Here is a 21965-nt window from a genome sequence, read left to right as displayed (position 1 = left end):
GTGGTGACAACCGTGCAAGACACAAGCGCCCAGGTCGTGCGTGGACCTGCCACCACGGCGCCTCCGCCTGCGCGCAAGCGCAAAGGCCCTGCCTCGCGCCGCAACGACACGTGGGTCGCGTGGCTGCTCGTCACGCCCGCCATCCTCGGGTTCGGCGTGTTCTTCGCCTACCCGATGCTGCGCGGCGTCTACCTGAGCTTCACCGAGTTCCACATCCTCAGCCCACCCGTGTGGACCGGCCTCGACAACATCCAGGAACTGGTCGACGACAACAGGTTCTGGCACTCCCTCGGTGTCACGGCGTACTTCGTCGTGCTGACCGTGGTGCTGGGCATCGGCGTCTCGCTGCTCACCGCCGTCGTGTTGCACCGGCTGGCGGTCGGCACGACGGTCCGCGGGCTGATGATCCTGCCGTTCCTCATCTCCGGCGTCGTCACGGCGCTGGTGTGGACGTGGATGCTCGACCCGCAGCTCGGCATCGTGAACCAGCTGATCACCTGGATCACCGGCGAGCCGGTCATGTTCTTCAGCTCGAACGCGTGGGCGGTGCCGACGCTGGCCGCGCTGAACGTGTGGAAGTCCATGGGCTACAACGCGGTCCTCATCTTCGCGGGCCTGCAGACGATCCCCGCGACGATCTACGAGGCCGGCCGGATCGACGGGGCGTCGGAGCTCCAGATGTTCCGCTCGCTGACGCTGCCGCTGCTGCGGCCGATCCTGGTGATGGTCGTGATCCTCAACGTGATCAACGCGACCCAGATCTTCGACATCGTCCAGGTCAGCACCAAGGGCGGTCCGGCGGACGCGTCGCTGGTGCTGCAGATGTACATCTACGACAAGGCGTTCGGCCAGTTCGACTTCGGTTACGCCGCCACCATGTCGCTCGCCCTGTTCCTGATGCTCGTCGCGGTCACCTTCACGCAGATGCGGATGGCCCGTGCCGGCGAGTCCGACACCAACTGAAGGAGGCCCGGTGAACCTTTCGATGAAACTCGGCAGGGGTGTCGCCTGGGGCTACCTGGTCGTCGTGCTGCTGATCACGATCTTCCCGTTCTACTGGATCGTGCGGACCGCTCTGTCCAACAACTTCGCGATGTCGACCGACCCGTCGTCGTTGCTGCCGGTGCACTTCACGTGGGGCCCGTTCAAGCGCGCCCTCGGCCTCGCGACGCCTGCGGAGGCGGCGGCGGAGAACGGTTCGGGCGCCAGCATCGACCTGGCGCTCGCGCTGTGGAACTCCATTGTGTACGCGGGAGTTCTGACGCTTCTCACGGTCGTCTTCTCGGCACTGGCCGCCTACGCGTTCGCCCGGTTGCGGTGGAAGGGTCGCGAGCTCGTGTTCGGCGTGCTGCTGACCGCGCTGATGGTGCCGTCGGTCTTCACGCTGCTGCCGAACTTCGTGCTGATGAAGGACCTGGGGCTGCTCAACAGCTTCGGCGGCATGATCCTGCCGGGCGCGTTCTTCTCGGCGTTCAACATCTTCTTCCTGCGGCAGTTCATGCTCGGGCTCTCGAACGAGGTCGAGGAGGCCGCGATCATCGACGGCGCCGGGCCGCTCCGCGTGTGCTTCCGAATAGTGCTGCCGATGAGCGTCGCGCCGATGGCGACCTTGACGCTGCTGCAGTTCATCACCACCTGGAACGACTACTTCTGGCCGTTGCTCGTCACCAACGACGAGTCGGTCCGCCCGCTCACCCTCGCGCTCGCGGTGTTCAAGCAGTCCTCACCGCAGGCGTCGCTGGACTGGGCCGGTCTGATGGCGGCGACGCTGGTCGCGGCGCTGCCGATGTTGCTGCTGTTCGTGGTCTTCGGGCGGCGGCTGGTCAACTCCATCGGCTTCACGGGGATCAAGTGAGACTGCACTGGCCGTCGGCTGCGGCGGAGTGGACCGAGGCGCTGCCCGTGGGCAACGGGCGCCTGGGCGCGATGGTGTTCGGCGGGACCGGTCGGTCCCGTCTGCAGGTCAACGACGCGACCGTGTGGTCTGGCACCGCGGACGGGCCTTCTCGAGCCCTGGCGGACGTGCTGGCCGGTGGTGCCGGTCCCGAACGGCTCGTGCAGGCGCGTGAGGCGATCTTCGGCGGTGACCTGGAGCGGGCCACCTCGCTGCTGATGTCGTTCGAGGGGCCGTACAGCCAGACGTTCCTGCCGTACGTGGACCTGTGGATCACGCTGCCCGAGGGCGAGTCGCACGGCCGCACGCTCGACCTGAACACGGGGGTGGTCGCCGAGCGGATGACCATCGCTGGCGAGAACGTACTGAGGCGGGTGTGGGCGTCGGAAACCGTGCTGTGCGTGGAGATCACCGGTGCCGTGCCCACCGAGGTCGAGATCTCCACGCCGTTGCGGGAGGTGTCGCGGGACGGCCTGAACCTGGTGGTCGAGATCCCGGTCGACTCCGCGCCCCGGCACGAACCGCAGGTCGAGGCGCCGGTGTACGGGACCGGTGAGCAAGGCACGGTCACGGTCAAGGTGACCGAGGGCGAACGCTGGCTGCTCACGCTCTCCAGTTCGACGTCCACCGAGTCGCGGTGGAGCGGCAAGCGGCACGGCAACCACATGACGCTGATGGACGCCTGCGAGGTGCGGTTCGGGGCGGTCCCGGAGGTCGTGGACGTGCCGGAACTGCTGGCGGGCAAGGACGAGGAGCTCATCGCGTCCGTGCTGTTCGCGTACGGCCGGTACCTGCTGGTCTCGTCATCGCGGCCCGGCGCCCCGCCCGCGAACCTGCAGGGCATCTGGAACGGCGAGCTGCGCCCGGCCTGGTCGTCCAACTACACGATCAACATCAACACCCAGATGAACTACTGGGCCGCCGAAGTCACCGGGCTCGCCGAGTGCCACGACCCGTTGCTGGAGCTGGTGGAGAAGCTCGCGGTCACGGGCGGCGAGGTGGCGCGTTCGTTGTACGGGGCGCGGGGCTGGGTGGCGCACCACAACACCGACGCGTGGGGCTGGTCGCTGCCGGTCGGCATGGGCCACGGCGCGCCCTCGTGGGCGATCTGGCAGATGGGCGGCGCCTGGCTCGTCCAGCACGCCTGGGACCACTACGACTTCGCCCGCACCTGGTCCACTTTGGAGCGTGCGTGGCCGTTGCTGCGCGGTTGTGCCGAGTTCTGCCTCGACTGGCTGGTCGAGGGCCCCGACGGGTACCTCGACACGTGCCCGTCGACGTCGCCGGAGAACTGGTTCCTCGACTCCTCCGGCAACCCGCAGGCGTTGTCGTGGTCCGTCACGACGGACGTGGTGCTGATCCGCGCCGTGTTCGAACGAACTTTGGCGCTGGCACTGGCTTCCGGCCGCGCCGACCCGGTGCTCGCGGAGATCTCGGCCGCGCTGCCACGCCTGCGTCCCGTGCCGGTGTTCGACGGACGGCTGGGGGAGTGGGCGGCCGACTTCGTCGAGGAGGACTCGACGCACCGGCACATGTCTCACCTGGTGTCGGTGTACCCGCTCGGCCAGATCGTGGCGGACACGCCTCTCGGTGACGCGGCGGTGGCGTCGATGGACCGGCGCGGCAACGGCGCGATGGGCTGGTCGTGGGCCTGGAAGATGGCGCTCCGGGCCCGGCTGGGTGACGGCGAGACCGTGCGGTCGCTGCTGTCCGAGGCCTCGCAGCCGTTCACCGGCGACCGGCACCGCGACGCGCCGTTCGACGGCTCGGAGTGGGGCGGTCTGCTGCCGAACCTCTTCAGCACGCACCCGCCGTTCCAGATCGACGGCAACTACGGCTTCACGGCGGCGCTCGCCGAGGTCGTGGTGCAGAGCCACAAAGGTGTGATCGACGTGCTGCCCGCGTTGCCGGAGGGCTGGTCCAACGGCTCGGCACGCGGACTGCGGTGCCGTGGCGGGCTTTCCGTCGACGTCACCTGGCACGACGGTGACGTCTCCGTGCGGATGCGGCGGGTGTCCGGTGACGCGTCGGCGTTCGTGCCCGTGAGCATCGGTGGCGAGATCACCGAGGTCGTCGTGAGTGACGTCGTCGAAGTACGCGGGAGGATCTCTTGCTGACCGACCTGGGTGTGGACGCGCTGTGGGAGTACCGCAGCTCTTACGTGCGGCCGGACGACTTCGACTCGTTCTGGGACTCGACGCTGGCCGAGGCCCGGTCGTTCGAGCTGAACGCCGAGGCCGTTCCGGTCGCCACGCCGTTGCGGACGCTCGACGTGTACGACGTGTCGTTCTCGGGCTTCGGGGGCGACCGGATCCGCGCGTGGCTGCGCACCCCTCGCGGTGTCTCCGGCCTGCCCGCCGTCGTGCAGTTCCACGGGTACGGCGGCAACCGGGGCAGCGCGGTCGAGAACCTGACCTGGGCCAGCGCCGGGTTCGCGCACCTGCAGGTCGAGGTGCGCGACCAGCGCGGTGGCACCGGTTTCCTGACCCGCGGCATCGCCGACCGCTCCACCTACTTCTACCGGCGGGTGTTCGTCGACGCGGTGCGCGCGGTCGAGACCGTGCGCGCACTGGGATCCGCGGACGTGGCCGTGATCGGCAACAGCCAGGGCGGCGGAATCGCCCTGGCCGTATCGGGTCTCGTCCCCGACCTGGCGGCGGTGCACGCCCAGGCCCCGTTCCTCTGCGACTTCCGCAGGGCGCTGGACGTCTGCGGCCGCCCGCCCTTCACCGAGCTCACCACCTACATCGCCGAGAACCGGCGATCCGACGTCTTCCCGGCACTGTCCTACTTCGACGGTGTGGGGTTCGCCGCCGCGGCCACCGCCCCCGCGTGGTTCTCGGCCGGCCTGATGGACGACATCGTGCCGCCGTCCACGGTGTTCGGCGCCTACCACGCCTACGCCGGGCCCAAGGAGATCTCCGTCTGGGAGCACAGCGCCCACGAGGCGGGCGGCTCCGACGACCTCGACATCGCACTCGACGCCTTCCGATCCCTTCTGGAGAAGCCATGAGAATCGCCTCCGCTGCCCTGGTGGCAGCAACAGCCCTGGTGGTCGCGGGTTGCGGGAGTTCCGACGCGGGCTCCGGCGGCAACACCGTGAACTGGTGGACGTGGGACGACAAGCAGGCCGTCGCCTACGGCGAGTGCGAGAAGGCGTTCGAGGCCGCCAACCCCGGCACCGACGTGAAGATCACCCGCTACAACGTCGACGACTACTTCACCAAGCTCACCGCCGGCTTCGTGGCCGGCACCGCGCCGGACGCGTTCCAGAACTCCGTCCAGTTCCTCCAGGCCTACGCCTCGCAGCACCAGCTGATGCCGCTCGACGACCTCATCACCAAGTCCTCTGTGGACATGAAGAGGTTCTCGGTGGGCGTCGACACCTGGAAGTTCACCGACGGCAAGCAGTACGCGCTGCCGCTCGACTGGGCCGCCTCCGCCCTCTACTACAACGCCGACATGCTCACGAAGGCCGGCGTGCCCGAGGCCGACGTGCGGAAGCTGACCTGGAACCCGGACGACGGCGGCACGTTCGACAAGGTCGTCGCCCGCCTGACCATCGACAAGAACGGCAAGCACGGCGACGAACCGGGCTTCGACAAGACCCAGATCGCCACCTACGGCATCGGCGCCATGGCGGGCCGCAGCTTCATCGGCGAGACCTCGTGGGCGCCGTTCGTGAACACGCTCGGCTGGCGCCTGGGCGACAAGGACCAGTGGCCCACCAAGTTCAACTACACCGACCCGCGCTTCACCAAGACGATGAAGTGGGTCCTGTCGCTGACCGACCGCGGCTTCTCCCCGAAGCTCGGCACCTTCACCACCGGCAACCAGTCCACGATCTCCGACATCGACCTGATCGGTTCCGGCAAGGTCGCCATGACCATGGGCGGCTCCTGGTCGGCCTCGGGCTTCGGCAAGATCCCGGGCGTGAAGGTGGGCATCGCTCCCACGGTGCTGGGTCCGGACGGCAAGCGTTCCGTTCTTTCCAACTCGAACGGCAACAACATCTGGGCGGGCACCAAGAACCCCGACCTGACCTGGAAGTGGGTCAGCTACATGGGCGGCGAGGAGTGCCAGACCAAGGCAGGCGCCACCGGCACGTTCTTCCCGTCGATTCCCGCCGCCATGGACAACACCGTGACCTCGATGAAGTCGCAGGGCGTCGACCTCACGGTCTTCAACCAGTACGTGAAGGACGGCGTCCTCTACCCGTCCAGCGCCTACGCCAACGGCTCCGCCGTCCAGTCGGCGGAACAGCCGCTCTTCGAGGCGTACTTCGCGGGCCAGCGCTCCGACGACGTGTTCGCCGAGATGGAACGCGTCTCGCAGGAGATACTGGCCAAGAACTAGTGCCGCGAGTTCTCAGGAGTGGTGTTGCGGATACCGACCAGGCGCGTGCTAGCGGATGACGTCTACGAGCAGATCCGCGCCCTGATCATGAGTGACGGCATGGCACCGGGCGCCAGGGTCAACATCGACGAACTGGCGCGCCGGTTGGACGTGTCCCCGACCCCGGTCCGCGAAGCCCTGGCCCGCCTGGAATCCGAAGAACTGGTCAGCAGGCTCCCGTTGCGCGGCTACAGCGTGACGGACCTGCTGAACCGCAAACAGGTCGACGACCTCTACGCCCTGCGCCTGCTGCTGGAACCCCCGTCGGCGGCCCTGGCGGCGGCCCGCATGACACCGGAGTTCGCCACTCTTGTCGAAGAGGAACTCGCCACCTGCCCATCGGCCCCGGCCGACAACGCCTACGACGATTACAAGAACCTCACCGCACACGACCAACGCCTGCACGAACTGATCCTGCGGATCGCCGGAAACGACGCTGTTCTCCAATCATTCTCGAAGACCCACTGCCACCTGCACCTGTTTCGCCTGAACTTCCAGCAACCGTTCGGGGTGCAGACGATCACGGAACACCGCGCGATCGTGGACGCGTTGGTGGCCCGGGACGAGGCAGGGGCGAGCCAGGCGATGACGGCCCACCTGGAGATCGCGCGGACGAGGCTGCTGGACCGCATGTAGGCCAGGTGGGACGAACCCAGGACCACGGCCTCCACTGGTATTGCTCGAGGAATTCGTCGCCGCACCACCCGAATCCGCGAGAACCCGCTCTGAGCAGCAAGATCACCACCGCTCCCAAAACCTTAAAGCCATTTAAAACCACCACGATCCTGTTCGCTTTGAACCCCATCCGTGACCTCCCCGTAGTCATCGGTACAACACCGTTCGACCCCCCGAGGAGACACAGAATGGGCGCTCGACACCGCAAGCCCGCGATGATCGGCGCGGGCGCCGTGCTGACGGTCGCTGCTGTCGCCGGTGGCATCTTCGCCTTCAGCGGCACCAACTCGAACGCGGCTGAGGACTGCGGAGGCCTGGACACCGCCCTGCAGAACAACCTGAATTTCATCGCCGGTCAGCAGGCGAATCCCGACGCTCAGTCGGACGCGCGCATCCTGAACCGCCAGCAGGTCGTCAGCCTCATCAACCAGCGGCGTGCGGCCGCTGGTTGTGGCAACAACGTGCAGGCCAAGCCCGAAGCCGGGCAGGCCGCGACGTCCGGTGAGGACTGTGGCGGGCTGGACAAGGCGTTGCAGAACAACCTGTCCTTCATCGCCGGCCAGAAGTCCGCTCCGGACTCGCAGTCCGAGGCGCGGATCGCGAACCGGCAGGCCGTGGTCGACCTCATCCAGCAGCGACGCAAGGCGGCGGGCTGCAAGGGTGACGGTGGCGCGGCCAACGCCGGCAACGGCAACGCGGGCCAGGGCAACGCCGGCAACGGCAACGCCGGCAACGGCAACGCGGGCAACCAGCCCACGGCCCAGCCCACCCAGCCCGCCCAGCAGCCCGACGCGGGTCAGGGCGGCGACAACGGCGCCACGGGCCAGCAGGTCTGCAACGGCTCGACCGTCACGCTCTCCGGTGAGGGCGGCGCCCCCGCCGCGTCCAGCGGCACGTTCCCGGTCGGCACCACGCTCAAGGTGACGAACCTGGACAACAACAAGTCCACGACCGTCAAGGTCGCGTCGGTTTCCGGCAGTTGCGCGCTGCTGAACAACGCGGCGTTCGAACAGGTCCGCGAGCCGGGCAAGTTCCTGATCCGCAACGCGCGGATCGAGAAGATCGGCTGATCTGTCCACAAAGGACAAACGAACGACGGCCGGGTGCTCCCTTCAAGGCGCGGGGGAGCAGCCGGCTGTTGCGTGGTCACGGGGAATAGTGTGGTCAGGGACCCGTCCGCGATGGCACGTTGGTCTTCGTGACGGAGAAAGCGACAGCACCATCTGTCCTGCGGAACACGGCCTTCCTGCGGCTCTGGACCGGCACGACCGCGTCGGGGCTCGCGATGTGGGCCCTGCCGTTCGTGCTCGGCCTGGCCGTCCTCGAACGGTCGATCACCGCCGTCGAGCTCGGTGTCGTCCTCGCCACCAGAACAGTCGGCTTCCTGGTGGCGGTACCCGTCGCCGGTGTGCTGGCCGACCGGCACCCACGACGCACCGTCGTGTTCTGGTCGTGCCTGACCGGCGCGGTCATGACACCCGTGATCGCGCTCGGCATGGGCAACTCGCTGCTGCTCATGGCCGCTGCCGCCGCAGTCGTCGGTGCCGGTCAGGGTGGCTGCCGGCCCGCGTTCCAGGCGATGGTGGCCGAGGTCGTGCCGGAGCCGCAACGGCAGCACGCCAACGCCGCGACCACCCTCGCCATCAGGGTGACCACGCTGGTCGCGCCGAGCCTCACCGCCCTCGCGGCCCTCGTGACCGACGCGAAAGCGCTGCTGATGGTCACCGCCGTCCTCTGGCTGGTCGCCACGGTCGTGCCGCCCAAGGGCACCGCGGCACCGGACCGCTCGGGCAGGAAGACCAGCCTCCTGGCGGAGTTCGTGGAGGGGCTGAACGAGGCGCGCCGCCACCCGTGGCTGCTCTCCGGACTCGGCGCGCTGACCGCGATGGTCGCCCTCGGCTACTCCGCCACGGCCGTCCTGCTGCCGGTGGTGAGCCGCGACCGCTACGGCACCGAAGCGGTGCTCGCGGCCGCCACGACCGCGTACACCCTGGGCGCGCTGGCGGGAGCGGCCCTGATCGCCCGCTGGCGCCCGAAGACGCCGGGCTGGGCCGCACTGGCCGGACTGGCCTGCTACGGCCTGGTCCCGCTGGCCCTGCTGCTGCCGGTGCACTGGTCGGTGCTGATCGTCGTGTACGTCGTGGCGGGTGTCGGGATCGAGCTGTTCAACATCCCGTGGTTCACCGCGCTCCAGCGAGAGGTCGAACCGGGCAAGCTCGCCCGCGTCTCCTCGCTCGACTTCCTGCTCGCCTTCGGCCTCGCGCCGGTCGGCCTGGCCTTCATCGCACCGGCCATCGACCACTTCGGGGCCGGCGTCGTCCTGGGCGCCTGCGCGGTCGTCTGCTTCGCCGCCCCCGCGGCCGCCGCGCTGGTCCCGAGCTCGAAGGGTTTCACCAGGTCCAGCTGAAGCCGCGCACCCCGGGCCGCACGTCCAGCGCCACGTCCAGCAGCTTGTGGCCGGGCGCCACGGAGGACCCGTCCGCGAGCTGGACGACGGACGACGGGGCGGTGCCCTCGAACGTCACCTCCAGCACGTACTCGCGCGTCGGCAGCCGGAACTTGCGCTCGTAGTTCGTCGCGGGCGGGCACGGGTCCTGGTTCACCAGCTCGTGCTCGATCACGACGCTCTCACCCTTGCGCAGCGGCTTCTCGAACAGCAGCTCCGCGACCAGCAGCCCCTCGCCGGGCTCCTGGACCACCTGGCCGACCGTGCAGTTCTTCAGGGCGTTGACCTGCGGCAACGGTCGCTCGTGGTCGTCAACGTGCATGATCACGACCCACCGGTCCGGCCCGGTCATCGACGCCGACAGCACCTGCCTCGAGCGGAAGGCCCGCTCGGTGCGGTCCGCCCCGATCGTCACGAAGTCCTGCTGGCTCACCCGCAGGAGCTGGTCGTCCCACTGCGTGTCGAGGCCGTGCAACGCGTGCTCGACGGGGGTGGGGGAAGGCCAGAACGCGGACATGGGCGCCGGGGCGTGGCGCAGCCAGCGGCCACGCGGGCGCGGCGGGCCCAGCAGCTCCGAGAGGTGGCCCGGCGGCACCTGCAGGATGTGTTCCAGGTGGACGACGGCCTGCAGCGACTTCTGGCGCTCCGGACGGCTGCGGCCGGTCTGCCAGTAGCTCAGCGTGGCCATCGAGACGGACACACCGTTCTGCGAGAGGTGCTCGCGCAGGCGCTCCAGACCGAGACCGCGATTCGTGATCGCCGTCCGGAGAGCCTGCGCGAACTCGTCCACGCTGGTCACGCTAATGCATCCGCACGTCCCGCTGTAGTGCTCACCGCGCCTGGTACGGCCGGTAGGTGACCTGGCGACCGTCCAGGACCAGCTCGACCTCGACGGTGTCGGGGAACGGCGGCCCGAGCGGGACCAGCAGCACCGGGTCCTGACCTGCCTGGTGGATCCGGACGTTGACGCCCTGTTGCGTCGCGATCAGGTGTCCGAGCAGGTCACGGGCGTTCTGCCAGCCGTTGTTCTCACCCGCGTCGGCGTGCATGTGCCAGTTCTGGTTCTCCACCAGCGCCCCGTACAGGTGGCCCTGGTGCATCGGCCGGCCGACGGAGAAGTCCGCCACGGCCTTGGTCACGGCCTGGTGCGTCGCCGCCAGGCCGACGACCTGCTGACGCAGCGTCACCGGGTCGACCCCGCGGGCCTGGCCGACGACGGCGTACAGGCCGTTGGCGGTGACCGGCGGAGCGGGCTGGCGGACCAGCACGTCCTCGTTGAGGAACCTCAGCTGCCGCTGCGAGAAGCTGACGTGGTCGGACGCCACCAGCCCGTGGGCCGCGACGACCTTCTGGTCCTTCTGGATGCCCGCCTGCAACTCGTCGAACGGCGCGGGCACCGGCGCGGACACCGCCGCGTTCATCCGGTTCTTCTGCGGTTCGCCGAGCTGGGTCTTCATCTTCTGCGGCGGGTTCCACTCGTGCGAGGTCTGCCCGTTCGCCGGCGGCAGGAACGGCTCCACGACCGCGTGCTCACCGGTGGCGAGGCGCTTGCGCTCGTCGGCGAACTTCGTGCCCGCCTTGGCGGACTTGCCGTCGAGGAAACGCTCCGACACGTTCGGCAGCGCGGTGTGCGACTGCGGCAGCTTGCCGTCCTTGAGCAGCCCGTAGGCGATCCTGGACAGGTCGGTGCCGGTGTCGCCCGCCACGAAGTCGGTCGTGAACGCCTGACCGCGCACCGGGTGCCGGTTGTTCTGGACGTCCACCCTGGCCAGTTCCAGCGCGGCGTCCATGCCCGCGGCGTCGGCGGGCGTGTGCAGCTTGGCGATCTCCGCCGCGTAGAAGCGGTTGAGCGACTGGCCGAGCTGCCCGAACTCCGCCTGCCCCTCGCCGAACCGCACCTTCGGCTCCACCAGCGGCACGAGGCCGTCGACGAACAGGTTCGGCTCGGGCGTGTAGGGCAGCAACGGGTGGATGCCCTGCTGGGTGCGGCGCGCGTGCATGTCCGCGTCGATGACCTGCACGAACCGGCTGTGGAAGCCCGGCTCGGCGAGCTTGGCCCGCAACGCCTCCTTCTGCGCGTCCGTCGTCTTCGAGTCGCCGTCGATGCGGGCGAGGACGTCGGTGTGCAGCTGGTCGGCGTCCACGGCCACCCGGTAGCCGCCACCGATCATCAACGGCCGCAACGGCGTCGGGACGTCGGGACCGTCGGCGGGGCCGACCTCGTCGGCGTCCGTGAGCCGGGTGACGTGGTCGAAGACGTGCCCGCCCTCGCGGGTCGTGCGGTCGCCCGCGTCGAAGTCCATGACCGACACGTACGGGTGCGTCCCGGTGGCCGCCAGGGCGGTCACCGCGAACACGTGCGCGTCGCTCTCCAGCGTGGCGTTGCGCGTCTCCCCGAACTTGAAGCCCTTGGGGCCGTGGGGAACGCTCACCAGCGCCACCGGTTCCGTCCGGCCCTGGACCACCGGGGTCGCGGTCTCGATCGCGGTCGTGATCTCCGCCTGCGTCGAGGCGTTCACGCCGAGCACGAACGCCACGCGGCCGTCCATGTCCTGCGTTCCGGCCATGACGCCGTTGATCACATTGTCGAGCTGGTCGAGCTCACCCGCCCGGACGATCATGCTGACCACGAACGACGGCTTCTCGTTCGCGTCGATGCTCGCCTGCGTCCGCTGCAGGTAGTTCTCCGCGGTGATGGGCGTGAGCTCGTGACCCCGAGCCAGGTTCTGGTACGCCGCGTTGTGCACCCCGTGCTCGTTGAACGGCGTGGCTTCCTGGCCGCTCATCTCGACGTCGCCGTTCCCGTCCTCGATGGACAGTTCGGCGAGGTCCTCGCGGGCCCGCTTGACGGGGTCGGCGGACGGGTCGGTGCCCAGGTGTTCGTTGTCGCGCTTGGGCATGTTCGGTGCGGGCAGGTCGGACCGCTCCGCCGGGCCGGGCGGCGGCGGGTTGTGCGTCCGCAGTGCCTCCATCCGGTCCGAGATCAGCAGGAGGTGACGCGGCTTGAGCTGCGAGTCCGCCTCGTCGACGCCGGCCGTCATGACGGAGTTGTCCTGGACGACGTGTCCCTTGCCGTCCTGGTGCTGGAAGATCGGCTTCACGGCGCCGGTCTCCAAGTACTCGTCGCGCAACCCGAGGAAGTGCCCGACCTCGTGCGCCAGGCGCCGCGAGTCGGTGTGCGCGGGCCAGGTGATCTGGTTCGCGCGTCCCTCGGGGTCGTCGGTGACGTCGACGACGGCGTGCGCGTCGGCGGGGTCGTCGGTGAACTCGACCGTGACGTGGAACTGCTCACCGCTGGGCAGCTTGTAGCCCTGGTTGAACATCTCCTCGACGCCCGCACGAGCGCGGTCCTGGACGTCGGCGGTGCCGTTGTTCAGGTGCAGTCGCACGGTGAAGTCGCGCACCGGCACGCCGCCGACGTCCAAAACGCGGTTGTCGTACGTGATCGGGCCGCGCCAGGCGTCCATGGTGATGCCGTGCGGCCCGACCTTCGTCGAGTCGAGCACGCCACCTGCCTCGCCGCGCACCCAGCTCGTCGCCGGGGTCGTGGCGCGGGCGTCCGCGATGGCCTGGGAGGACACCGGGTTCCGCGGGTCGAACCAGTCCGCGTTCGACTCCGTGCTGTGCAGCGCGTCCGCGTCCTCGCCGACCATGCCGTTGTCCTGCAACGTGGTCTTGAACTCGCGGATCGCGTCGGCGGTGAGCTCGACGCCCAGCGCGGCACCGAGCACACCCTTGTTGTCGGTCACGGCCTTGGTGAACGCGTCGGCGCTCACGGTGCCGTCGGGCAGGACCTCCGCGGCGCTGAGCACCTGCTGCACCCAGAACGGGTGGAAGCCCGCGTCGGGGTTCGGCGGGGTGTTGGCGATGGCGTCGGCGAGCGCCGGAGCGCCCAGGACGTCGACGACCGCCGCGTCCTGCGCGAAGTTGAACCCGCGGTTGTACCCCTTGTCGTGGTTGAGGAGTTCCGCGACCTTGGCCGCGTCCGTGCTGAGCCCCGGCGCGCCGTTGATCGTGTTCCACAACTGGTGGGCCCACTCGTCGAACTTGGCGCGGTTCTCCGGGTTGCTCAGGTCGGCGAACTGCGCCTGCTGCGCGGTCTCGATCACCGGCCGGTCGAACGCCTTGCGGAACGACTCGGACACCGCCACGACGCCGTGCCGCTGGATCATCGCGGCGACCTCGTCGGTCCGGGTGTCGAGGACGACCGAGGCGTGCAACAGGTGCAGACCGGCCTCGGAATGCACGAACCTGCGCTTGTCGGCCTCGAGCTTCGCCCCGACCTCCTTCGCGAACTCCGGGGCGTTGTCCAGGGCACCGGTGGCCAGCGCTTCGAGCTCGACGTCCGCCTCGGTCCGGGCGGGTGCCGGTGCGGCGCTGTCCTCCGCGACGTCCTGAGTGGACTCCTCCGGCGTCGTCGCCACCTCGGCGGGCGGAAGGTCGCCCAGGTCCGCGACCGCCTGGTCCTGTGCACGGCTCGTGCCGCCGTTGTACCCGTCCTCGTGGGCGAAGACGTCGGCGGCGAGCCTGTTCGCGTCCGCGGTGTACGACGGCGTGCTGCCGACCGTCGCCCACAGCCGGTGCGCCCAGGCGGTGAACGCGGCCTTGGCCTCGGGCGTGCTCAGGTCGCCGAACTGCGCCACCTGTGCGGACTCGATGACCGGCTGGCCGAACTCCTTGGTGAACGCCCTCGCGACCTGCTCGGCGCCGTGCCGCTCGATGAGCGTGGCGACCTCGCCGGTCTTGGTGTCGAGCACGACCGAGGCCCGCAGCGTCTCCAGACCTGCCTTGGCCCCGCTGGACTCGAGCGCCTGCTCGACCTCCTTGGCGAGCGGGGAGGCGTTCGCCATCACGTCCGCGGACAACACGGCGAGATGGCTGCCCACCACGACGTCCGGCACGCTGGCCGGCGCCTGCGTCTCGGGGGTCGCGGACGGGGTCGTGTCCGCGTTCCTGAGCGGGGGCGCGTTCTGCGGCTGCGGTGCCGGGCGCGTCAGCACGCTCCCGCTCGACTCGCCGCGCGAGGTCGACGCCTCGGCCGGAGTCACGAAGGACGGCGGCGGGGGAGCGGTCTCGGGCAGGGACGTCGGCGGCTGAGGAGGCAGCGGCGGCACGGCGGCAACCCGCGTGCCTCCGTCCGTGTCCCCGTCGTTGTCTCCGTCCGTGCCGCCGTGCGTGCTGCCGTGCGTGCCGCCGTCGGTGTCCCCACCTGTGTCACCATCGGTGTCGCTGCCGGACGACGTCACCGGCGGCGCGTTGAAGTCGGCGATCCTCTGGTCGACGACCGCCTTCTTGTCCCACCACTTCTGCTGCAGGCCGTCGGCGGCCTGGCGCGCCTCGTTCAGCTTCGTCTCGGCCTCCGCGACGAGGGCCTGCTGCGCCGCGCGGTCGGTGGCGAGCTGCTCCACCGCCTGGTCGTACCTGGCCTTCGCCGCGAGCCGGTCGGTCTGAGCCTGCGTGACGACCGCCTCCTGCGCGACCGCGTCCGCACGGCGGGCGTTGGCCTCCGCGCGGAGGCCGCCGATGGCGTTGTTGGCCTCGTCGAGCTGACGCTGGGCCTCCCGCAGCGACGACTGCGTGTCCGCGAAAGTGCGTTCCGCGGTCGTGAGCGTGGCCTGGGCCTCCACGTGGGCCTCACGCGCGGTCTCGACCTGACCCTGCAGCACCGCGTTGTCCGGTGCCGCGGCGAGCTGGTTCTCCAGCCCCTCCAGGGTCCGCGCCTTGGTCTCGACGTCCGACTTCGCGTCGTCCACCTCGAACTGCGCGGTCATCGCCAGCGCCCCGAGGCCGCCTACCTTCGGCGACAGCTCGGCGATCGCGTCGAGCGTGCGCGCGGCCTCCAGGCGAGCGGTCTCCGCCGTCGCCTCCAGGCCTTCGAGGGTCGCCTGCTCGTCGAGGTGCGCCTGGATCGCGTCGTTGTAGGCGATCTGGACGGGAGTGAAGGAGGAGTCGCCCCTGGCGTTCGCCGCGGCCACCCCGTTGATCACCTGCTGCGCGTCGTGGCGCACGGTGTCCACGTTCACCTCGGCGGTGCGCCAGGCGTCCGCCGCGGCCTTGACCTCCGTCTGAGCGGTCGACAGTTCCGGGCTGAGGTCGCGGCCCAGCACGACCTGCGCGTCCGAGACGGGCATCCGGACGGCGGCCGAGTTCGGCACGGCCAGGTCGACGACGGCGGTCCTGCCGCCGATCGTCGCGACCACGCGGTACTCGACGCCGAACCGCACCAGGCCGGTCGTGGCCTTCGGCTTGAGGTTGTTGACCTTGTTGTCGGTCTGGCCACCGGCGTTCGCCGTCGAGTCCTCGGCGGCGTGCCGCAGTTCGAGACCGCTCGTGCCGAAGGTGACGTTGTCCTTCGGGTCGGTGTTCTGCTTGATCCCCGCGCCGCCGGTCGCGAGACCGATCGACACGTCACCGCTCTCGGTGACCTTCGAGTCGGTGCTGGTCGCGGTGATCTGCGACTTCGGGTTCTCCATCGCCACGCCGTCGCTGAGCGCGCCCAGTTCGGGAGCGACCAGCTTCGCGTAGACCTTGACGTCCGCGTCCTGCCCGAACGTCAGCGCGGCCTCGTGCAGGCCAGGCACGGTCAACGGGCCGGACAGCATCGACGGCAGGTGCGGCTGCAGGTTCTCCGGGCTCAGCGTGGACAGCAGGCTGTTCAACGAGCCCGTGCCCTTGCCGGTGAGGCCCTTCTTCGCGCCCGCGTCCTTCAGCGCCTGGATCGTCGCCTCACGCAGGTCCTTGGCACCGCGCAGGTTCTCCACCGACGCGCCCGCCGGGAGCGCCGGGGTGCTGCCCGCCCGCCAGTCCGTGATGGCCTGCTGGCCGCCCTGGTCGGCGCCGCGCGAGTGCTGTTCCTTGGTGTACGGCTGCGGCGCGGTGCCGCCGCCGACCTTCTGGTTGTCCGCGTGCAGGCGGACGGTCATCTTCTGCGGGCCGCTGGGCGCGGTCGCGACGACCTTGTCGCCCTTCTCCACGACGAGCTCGAACTCGATCGGCACGCTGTAGCGCGCCGCCGGTCCGCTGCCCGCGCGGAAGCTCGCGAACTGGTCGGTCGTCGAGGTGCTGACCGAACTGCTCTGGGACTGCCCGATGTTCGCGGCCGCCATCACACCCGCGGTGCCGGAGACGTTCGGGTTCGCGCTGCCCGGCGCGGCGAGGCCCGGTGCCTTGAGCCCGAGGGCCCAGCCGGTGCCGCGGCCCTGCCCGTCGGTCACCTTGTGCGAGCCGGCGATCGTCGACTCCATCTCGACGCCGTCGTTGACGACGTTCTGGAACTCCGGCGTGCCCGTCTTCGCCCGCAGCGTGACCTGGAACGAGTCCTTGCCGAACGTGCCGGGCTGGTGCACCAGCAGCGGCACGCCTCCGTCCAGGGCGCTGTCGATCATCGCCTTGACACTCGCGGGCGAGCTGACGTCGACCAGGCGCTGCAGGTTGCTCATCGAGTCCTTGAGCACCGAGTCCGGCAGCAACGGGCTGCCGAAGCGCTTGGCGGTCTTCAGGTTCACCTTGTTCGAGAGGTCCGCGACCACGTCCGTGAGGTCCGGCACGCTTTCCACAGTGGACAGGCCGAGAGCACCGGGCTCGCCCTTCGCCACCGTCGCGGGCGGTGCCATCGCCGGGAAGTCGGGCTTGTCCACGGTCGGCTGCACGTCGGGCAGCAGACCCATGTCCCGCGCGACGTCCTCGGTCACCCGCACGAACACCGAGTTGGGCAGGGTGACCGTCGCACCCTCGGACCTCGGCGTGGAGCCGGCGATGAAGTTCGCCGCGCGGCTCTCCCCGATCACGGTGACGTCGGCGTCCATCTGCACCAGCACGGTGCGCCCGCCGGCGGGCGTCACGTAGTTGCGGTCGTGGCTGCCGCCGACCTCCTTGCCCGACGACTTCGAGTCGGACCACGGGGTGATCTTGCCGGCCACCGCGAAGCCACCGGCGCCGCTGGCGGGCGTGGGCTCACCGGCGGGAGGGGCGGGGTCGTTCGGCTTGATCGGCACGTTGATGCCGCCGGTGATGTCGACCGAGCGGCCGGTGGACGACGACTGGCCCGCCTTGTACCCACCGGTGCTGGCGTTCTCGGTGGCGGTGTTGTCCGAAATGGACACGATCCGCGCGTTGCCCAGCTCGAACTTCATCCCGAGCGCACCCGTGCGGTCGGTGAAGCGGCGGTCGTACTTGAGGCCCTGCTCCTGCACGCCGGTGGTGGCCAGCGTCTGCAGGTTCGCCTTGATGTTCTCCGGGGAGAACATCTTGTCGATCTGGGCACGGGAGGCGGTGCCCGGCACGGTCAGCGCGGAGTCACCGCCGGCCGCCCGGTCGAGCGCCTTGATCGCCTGGTCGCGCAGCGCCGTCGTGTTCGCGACGGCCTCCACGTGCAGGATCTCCGGCGCCTTCTCCTTCGGCCTGGTGCTCAGCAGCTCCTTGACGCTCGGCGCGTCCTTGAGCGTCCGGTGCTCCGGCTTGCCCGGCTCGAAGCCCTTGCCGGGGTCAGCGTCCAAAGTGGAGCTGTCCGACACCCAGAGGTTGACCTCGCCCTTGAGCGGGGTGAGCCCGCCGTCGCCGGTCTTGGCGACCGTGGTCTGCTCCGGCGCGTGGAAGCCGGGAGCGCCGGGCACGATCCGCCGCACCCAGGCGCGGGGCCGGGTGAACGTGGTGATCTCGACGTCGAACTCGACGTCACCGCGGAACACCTGTGCGTTCGGGCTGCCGACGCTGAGCGACGTGCTGTTGACCGTCGGCCCGGCGGTGGTCTTGTCCGTCCACGAGTGGTTGTACTTGGCGCCCAGTTGCGGCGCCGGGGACAGCTTGGCGATCTTGGTCTCGCCCGGGATGACGACCTTGCCCTCGACGCCGCCGCTCCAGCCCTTGGTGGTGCTGGACGAGCTGTCGAGCTTCGGACCGGTCGACGACGCGTCACGGACGTTGCGCGCGTCGGCCTGCCCGAGGTGCTTCGGATCGCTGACCTTGGCCTTGACCGTGACGTTGACGTAGGTGTTGGTGGACGTGCCGCTGTGCTTGAGCTGCACCTGGACGCCGGGACCCATGAGGCTGTCCATGTTGGTCCGCAACGCCGCCGGCGACAGCTGCGAGGTCAGCCTGCGCTGGTTCGCGAGCTGCTCGGCGACGTCGGCGAAGCCCTTGCCCTTGCTGCTGCGCGGGTTCGAGCCCTCGACGTTCCAGCTCGGCAGGAACTTGCCGAGGCCCGGGATCTCCCTCAGCGCGCCCTCGACCTGGGTCTGGACCTCCGAGGCGACCGCGAACTCGCCGACCTTGGCGTTGCCCGCGGCGATCGCGTCGCTCATGTAGGGCGGCGGGAACTTCTTGCCCTTGTTGGAGTCGTCGACGATCGACTGGCGCGTGCCGTCCGGCGTCGGCAGCCCCGCGTGGGCGGCTTCGGGCAGACCGACGCGCATGTACGTCGTGACGGGGATCGTGACGGTGCCGCTGGGGGTGTGGACCTCGACCTCGGCGGTCACCTTGTACAGACCGGTGTCGCCCTTGAGCTGGATGCCGCTCTTGTGCGCGGTGTTGATGCCCGCGTTGACGTTCTCCGCGGTGCGCGCGGAGTAGCCGAGCGTGGCACCGGCCTGACCGCCCACCACGTTCGGCAGGCCGGAGTTGAACCCGAGACCGGCCGTGACGTCGCCACCGGACTTGGTCGTCGAGGACACACCGCTGCTGTGCGCCGAGGTCTCGTGCAGGCGGAGCTGACCGGTGTCGAGCGTGCCGACGAGCTCCGCGGACTTCAGCGTCGCGCCCATCTTCACCGCGGCGCCCTTGCTCCGGTGCGGGCTGGTGAGGTCCGGTGACGTCACGAAGGCGCCGCCGAGCATCGCGCCGAGGTTGTTGCGGATCTCGGTGGGGCTCAGGAAGTTCTGCAGCGCCTCACGGCCGGGCGACCCGACCTTGACGATCGACGGGTGGAGCTGGCGCGCGACGTCGTTGAACGCCTTCGCGGGGTTGTCGACCGAGACCGCCTCGGGCGCGGGGTGTTCGAGCCTGGTGCCCCAGTTCGCGTCCGGCGGGGTGACCGCTGCGGACGTGTTGCCCGAGTTCGTGATCTTGGCCAGGTCGTTCGGGATCTGCAGCGTGACGTCGGTGCCGGTGTCGACCGTGGCGACGGGCCTGAGCCCGCCGCTCGGGTTGGTGAGCGTGATGTCGTAGGACACCTTGACGGTGGCCTGCGTCGACCCCTCGCCCGCGCGGATGATCCGCTGGTCGGTGAGCGACGCCGACATGCCCTGCGACTGCGCCGGCGTGGCGAGCTGCACCTTGCCGCCGAGGGACCCGTACGGGCCGAGCCCGGCGCTGGCCGAGGCCGCGGCACCCACGTCGTTGGCCGTGGCCACCGTGTGCGTCGCCGAGGACGTGTTGCCCGACTGCGCGGTCGCGTCGACCTTGACGCCGGGAGCGTCCACGGGGGCGGTCTCGGTCTGCGCCTGCATGGTGGCGCGGATGTTCGCCTCGTACCAGGTGTTGCCGATCTTGACCTGGAAGTTGCGGCCCTTGTCCAGGAACGACTCGAAGTCGCCGGTGATCGCCTGCTGGATGCGGGCGGCGTCGGCGGGCTTGAGGTTGTCGATCGCGTTCGTGACGTTCTCGGCGCCACGCACGTCGGTCGGCGCGATCGTGCCCAGCGCCTTGTTGTCCTGGAAGAAGCCCGGCAGTGCCTGCGTGCCCGGCATGACCTGGCCGACCGGCTGCGGGGCGAGCACGGTCATCGGGATGACCGGGTTCGGCGTCGGCGCGGGCGGCGCCGGGCGCGTCTGCACGTCGGACTCCGGCTCCGTCCACGCCGGACCGTCCTGAGTGGACGTCTCCCGCGTGGTCACCGGGGGAGCGGGAGGTGCGGGGGGAGCGGGCGGTGCCGGACGGGTCGACTCCTCGTCGACGTCCATGTCGGCGTCGCCGTCGGTCGTGTCGTCGAGCGGCCTCGGCGGGTTCGCCGGGTCGTGCTGCGTGAACGTGCTGCGGCCGTTGGGCTGCGGGTGCGCGTCGAGCACCAGTTCGGGGAGCCAGTTGTCCGGCTTCGTCCAGGCCGCCTCCGCGTCGCGCTCCTTCTGGGACGACTTGGAGGTGATCTCCGGACGGGGCTCGAAGAAGGGCTCGTGGACCTGCGGGCCGTCCGGTCCGTAGACCTTGATGGGCCTGCCGAGCTCGGTGGCGAGCAGCCTGGCGGCGAGTTCCTCCGCCTTGGCCGCCTTGGCGTTGTCGGCCTTCTTCTCGGCCGCGTTCTCCCTGGCGTGGGTGGGATCGATGCCGGCGCCGGCACTGACGTCGACGTCGAGGTCGGGGTTGATGACGACGCCGCCGGTGCCGGGGCGGAAGTTCGGCTTCAGGGACGTCGGGCGCGGCTCGACGAGCGCGTTGACCAGGTGACCGTTCTCGAGGCGGTGCTCCTGGCGGAAGTTCGCGATCTCCTTGTTGGCCGAGGCCGTGGCCATCGAGCCCTTCTGGATCGCCGCGACGCGCAGTTCCGCCGCGGTCCTGGGGTCGGGAGCGGCCTTGCCCTTGCCCTTCTTCCCGCCCTGGGTCGCCGGCGGGGCCGTCTGGTTCTGCAGCGCCTGCTGCGCGGCTGCGAACAGGCCGTCGGCGCGGGGCGGGTCGGCGAGCGGCAGGACGCCGTGCTCGAGGGTGGCGAACGTGCGGGTCACCGTGCTCGTGTTGGCCGACATGGCCAGGTTGAGCATCGCGGCCATCTTCTGCTGCTTGGTGCCGGTGACGATGTGCGGGAGGTCGGCCTCGGTCTTGGGCTTCTTGGCCGGTGCCTTCTCCTTGCCACTGCCCTCGGCCTTCGCGGCCTTCTCCTTGACGGGCTTCGCCGGCGGCTCCGGGTACTTGGTGGTGGGGTCGACCTGCGGGTCGATGCCCACGTGGCCGTAACCGGGCACCGGTGCGGAGACCGCGCCGCTCAGGGAGTTCTTGTCCTCCCAGCCGAGGTGCAGCGCGTCGACCTTCGACGGGGTCCAGCCACCGGTCTGCTCGTGGGTGCGGGCGCCGGTCTCCGAGTCACGGCCGTACTCGTGCTCGATGAGTTGCTGTGCCTCGCGCTGGGCGTGGGGCTTGTTGTTCGGGTTCGGCGGGCCGCCCTTCTTCCTGGGCTTCTTGTCACCGAACTCGTCGCGGATCGTCGCGCCGGACACGTCGGCCTTGGCCGCCCTGTCGGCGGTGTGGGCGATGTTGCCGTCCGCGTCCGGGAGGCCGCCGTACATCCGGCTCGTCACCGAGGTGAGCGCGACGTGCGACTGCGGGAACTTCTTGCCGCCGGACTTCGCGAAGTCGAGCGCGAGGCGGGACAGGTCCGTGCCGACGGCGCCGTTCACGAAGTCGCTGGTGAAGTTCTCACCGCGGTAGGGGTTGCTGTTGGTCTGCAGGTTGACGTTGATCGCCGACTGCCTGGCGTCGTTCCTGATCGAACCGTCGACCACCTTGGTGGCGGCGGCGGTGATCTGGGCCTGGGACACGTCCGGGTACTTGGCCTTGTAGGCCGCCTCGACCTCGGACGTGAGCTGGGCGGCCTTCGCGTCGGCCTGCTCGATCCCGCGCTGGAGTTCCTGC

The 21965-nt window shown here is 69.8% G+C and carries 10 protein-coding genes (1 of these 10 running past the window's edge); 8 read left to right on the top strand and 2 right to left on the bottom strand.

All coding sequences use genetic code 11. The annotated features are described in order from the left end of the window. Positions 1 to 12: 12 nt before the first annotated feature. From PV646_RS23965 to PV646_RS23930, 8 genes are all read left to right on the top strand, one after another. Positions 13 to 963: a carbohydrate ABC transporter permease gene (locus tag PV646_RS23965; RefSeq protein ID WP_500344419.1), complete on the top strand. Its 951-nt coding sequence runs from the start codon at positions 13 to 15 to the stop codon at positions 961 to 963. A gap of 22 nt (positions 964 to 985) precedes the next feature. Next, positions 986 to 1855 carry a carbohydrate ABC transporter permease gene (locus PV646_RS23960; RefSeq protein ID WP_500345073.1) on the top strand — a complete coding sequence of 290 codons (870 nt, stop codon included), beginning with the start codon at positions 986 to 988 and terminating at the stop codon, positions 1853 to 1855. Next, positions 1852 to 4011 carry a glycosyl hydrolase family 95 catalytic domain-containing protein gene (locus PV646_RS23955; protein ID WP_500344418.1) on the top strand — a complete coding sequence of 720 codons (2160 nt, stop codon included), beginning with the start codon at positions 1852 to 1854 and terminating at the stop codon, positions 4009 to 4011. The genes PV646_RS23960 and PV646_RS23955 overlap by 4 nt, the downstream gene beginning before the upstream one ends. After that, entirely contained in the window at positions 4005 to 4907 is a 903-nt protein-coding gene (locus tag PV646_RS23950; protein ID WP_500344417.1) for an acetylxylan esterase, read from the top strand. The genes PV646_RS23955 and PV646_RS23950 overlap by 7 nt, the downstream gene beginning before the upstream one ends. Beyond that, positions 4904 to 6250, top strand: a complete 1347-nt coding sequence (locus PV646_RS23945; protein ID WP_500344416.1) for an ABC transporter substrate-binding protein — start codon at positions 4904 to 4906, stop codon at positions 6248 to 6250. The genes PV646_RS23950 and PV646_RS23945 overlap by 4 nt, the downstream gene beginning before the upstream one ends. Before the next feature lie 45 nt (positions 6251 to 6295). Further along, positions 6296 to 6925, top strand: a complete 630-nt coding sequence (locus tag PV646_RS23940) for a GntR family transcriptional regulator (RefSeq protein WP_500344415.1) — start codon at positions 6296 to 6298, stop codon at positions 6923 to 6925. 227 nt (positions 6926 to 7152) lie between these two features. Next, on the top strand, positions 7153 to 8034 hold the full coding sequence (locus tag PV646_RS23935; protein ID WP_500344414.1) for an SCO2207 family protein: 882 nt from the start codon (positions 7153 to 7155) through the stop codon (positions 8032 to 8034). A 128-nt stretch (positions 8035 to 8162) separates the two neighbouring features. Further along, complete coding sequence (locus PV646_RS23930) at positions 8163 to 9371, top strand: MFS transporter (RefSeq protein ID WP_500344413.1); 1209 nt, start codon at positions 8163 to 8165, stop codon at positions 9369 to 9371. Here the strand turns inward: PV646_RS23930 and PV646_RS23925 are convergent. Together PV646_RS23925 and PV646_RS23920 are read right to left on the bottom strand one after the other, a co-directional pair. Continuing rightward, on the bottom strand, positions 9355 to 10200 hold the full coding sequence (locus PV646_RS23925) for a hypothetical protein (protein WP_500344412.1): 846 nt from the start codon (positions 10198 to 10200) through the stop codon (positions 9355 to 9357). The genes PV646_RS23930 and PV646_RS23925 overlap by 17 nt on opposite strands. 40 nt (positions 10201 to 10240) lie before the next feature. Next, positions 10241 to 21965, bottom strand: partial view of a hypothetical protein gene (locus tag PV646_RS23920; protein WP_500344411.1) — the 3' portion only. 18053 nt of this gene lie beyond the right edge of the window; only the last 11725 of its 29778 coding nucleotides appear in the window; its start codon lies beyond the right edge, outside the window — the gene reads right to left on this strand; the stop codon is at positions 10241 to 10243.

Origin of the sequence: Streptomyces sp. ID05-26A, assembly GCF_033794685.1 — a bacterium.
Classification (GTDB): domain Bacteria; phylum Actinomycetota; class Actinomycetes; order Mycobacteriales; family Pseudonocardiaceae; genus Lentzea.
The sequence above is the reverse complement of the archived record's forward strand: the minus strand, read 5'-3'. Positions and strand labels throughout refer to the sequence as shown.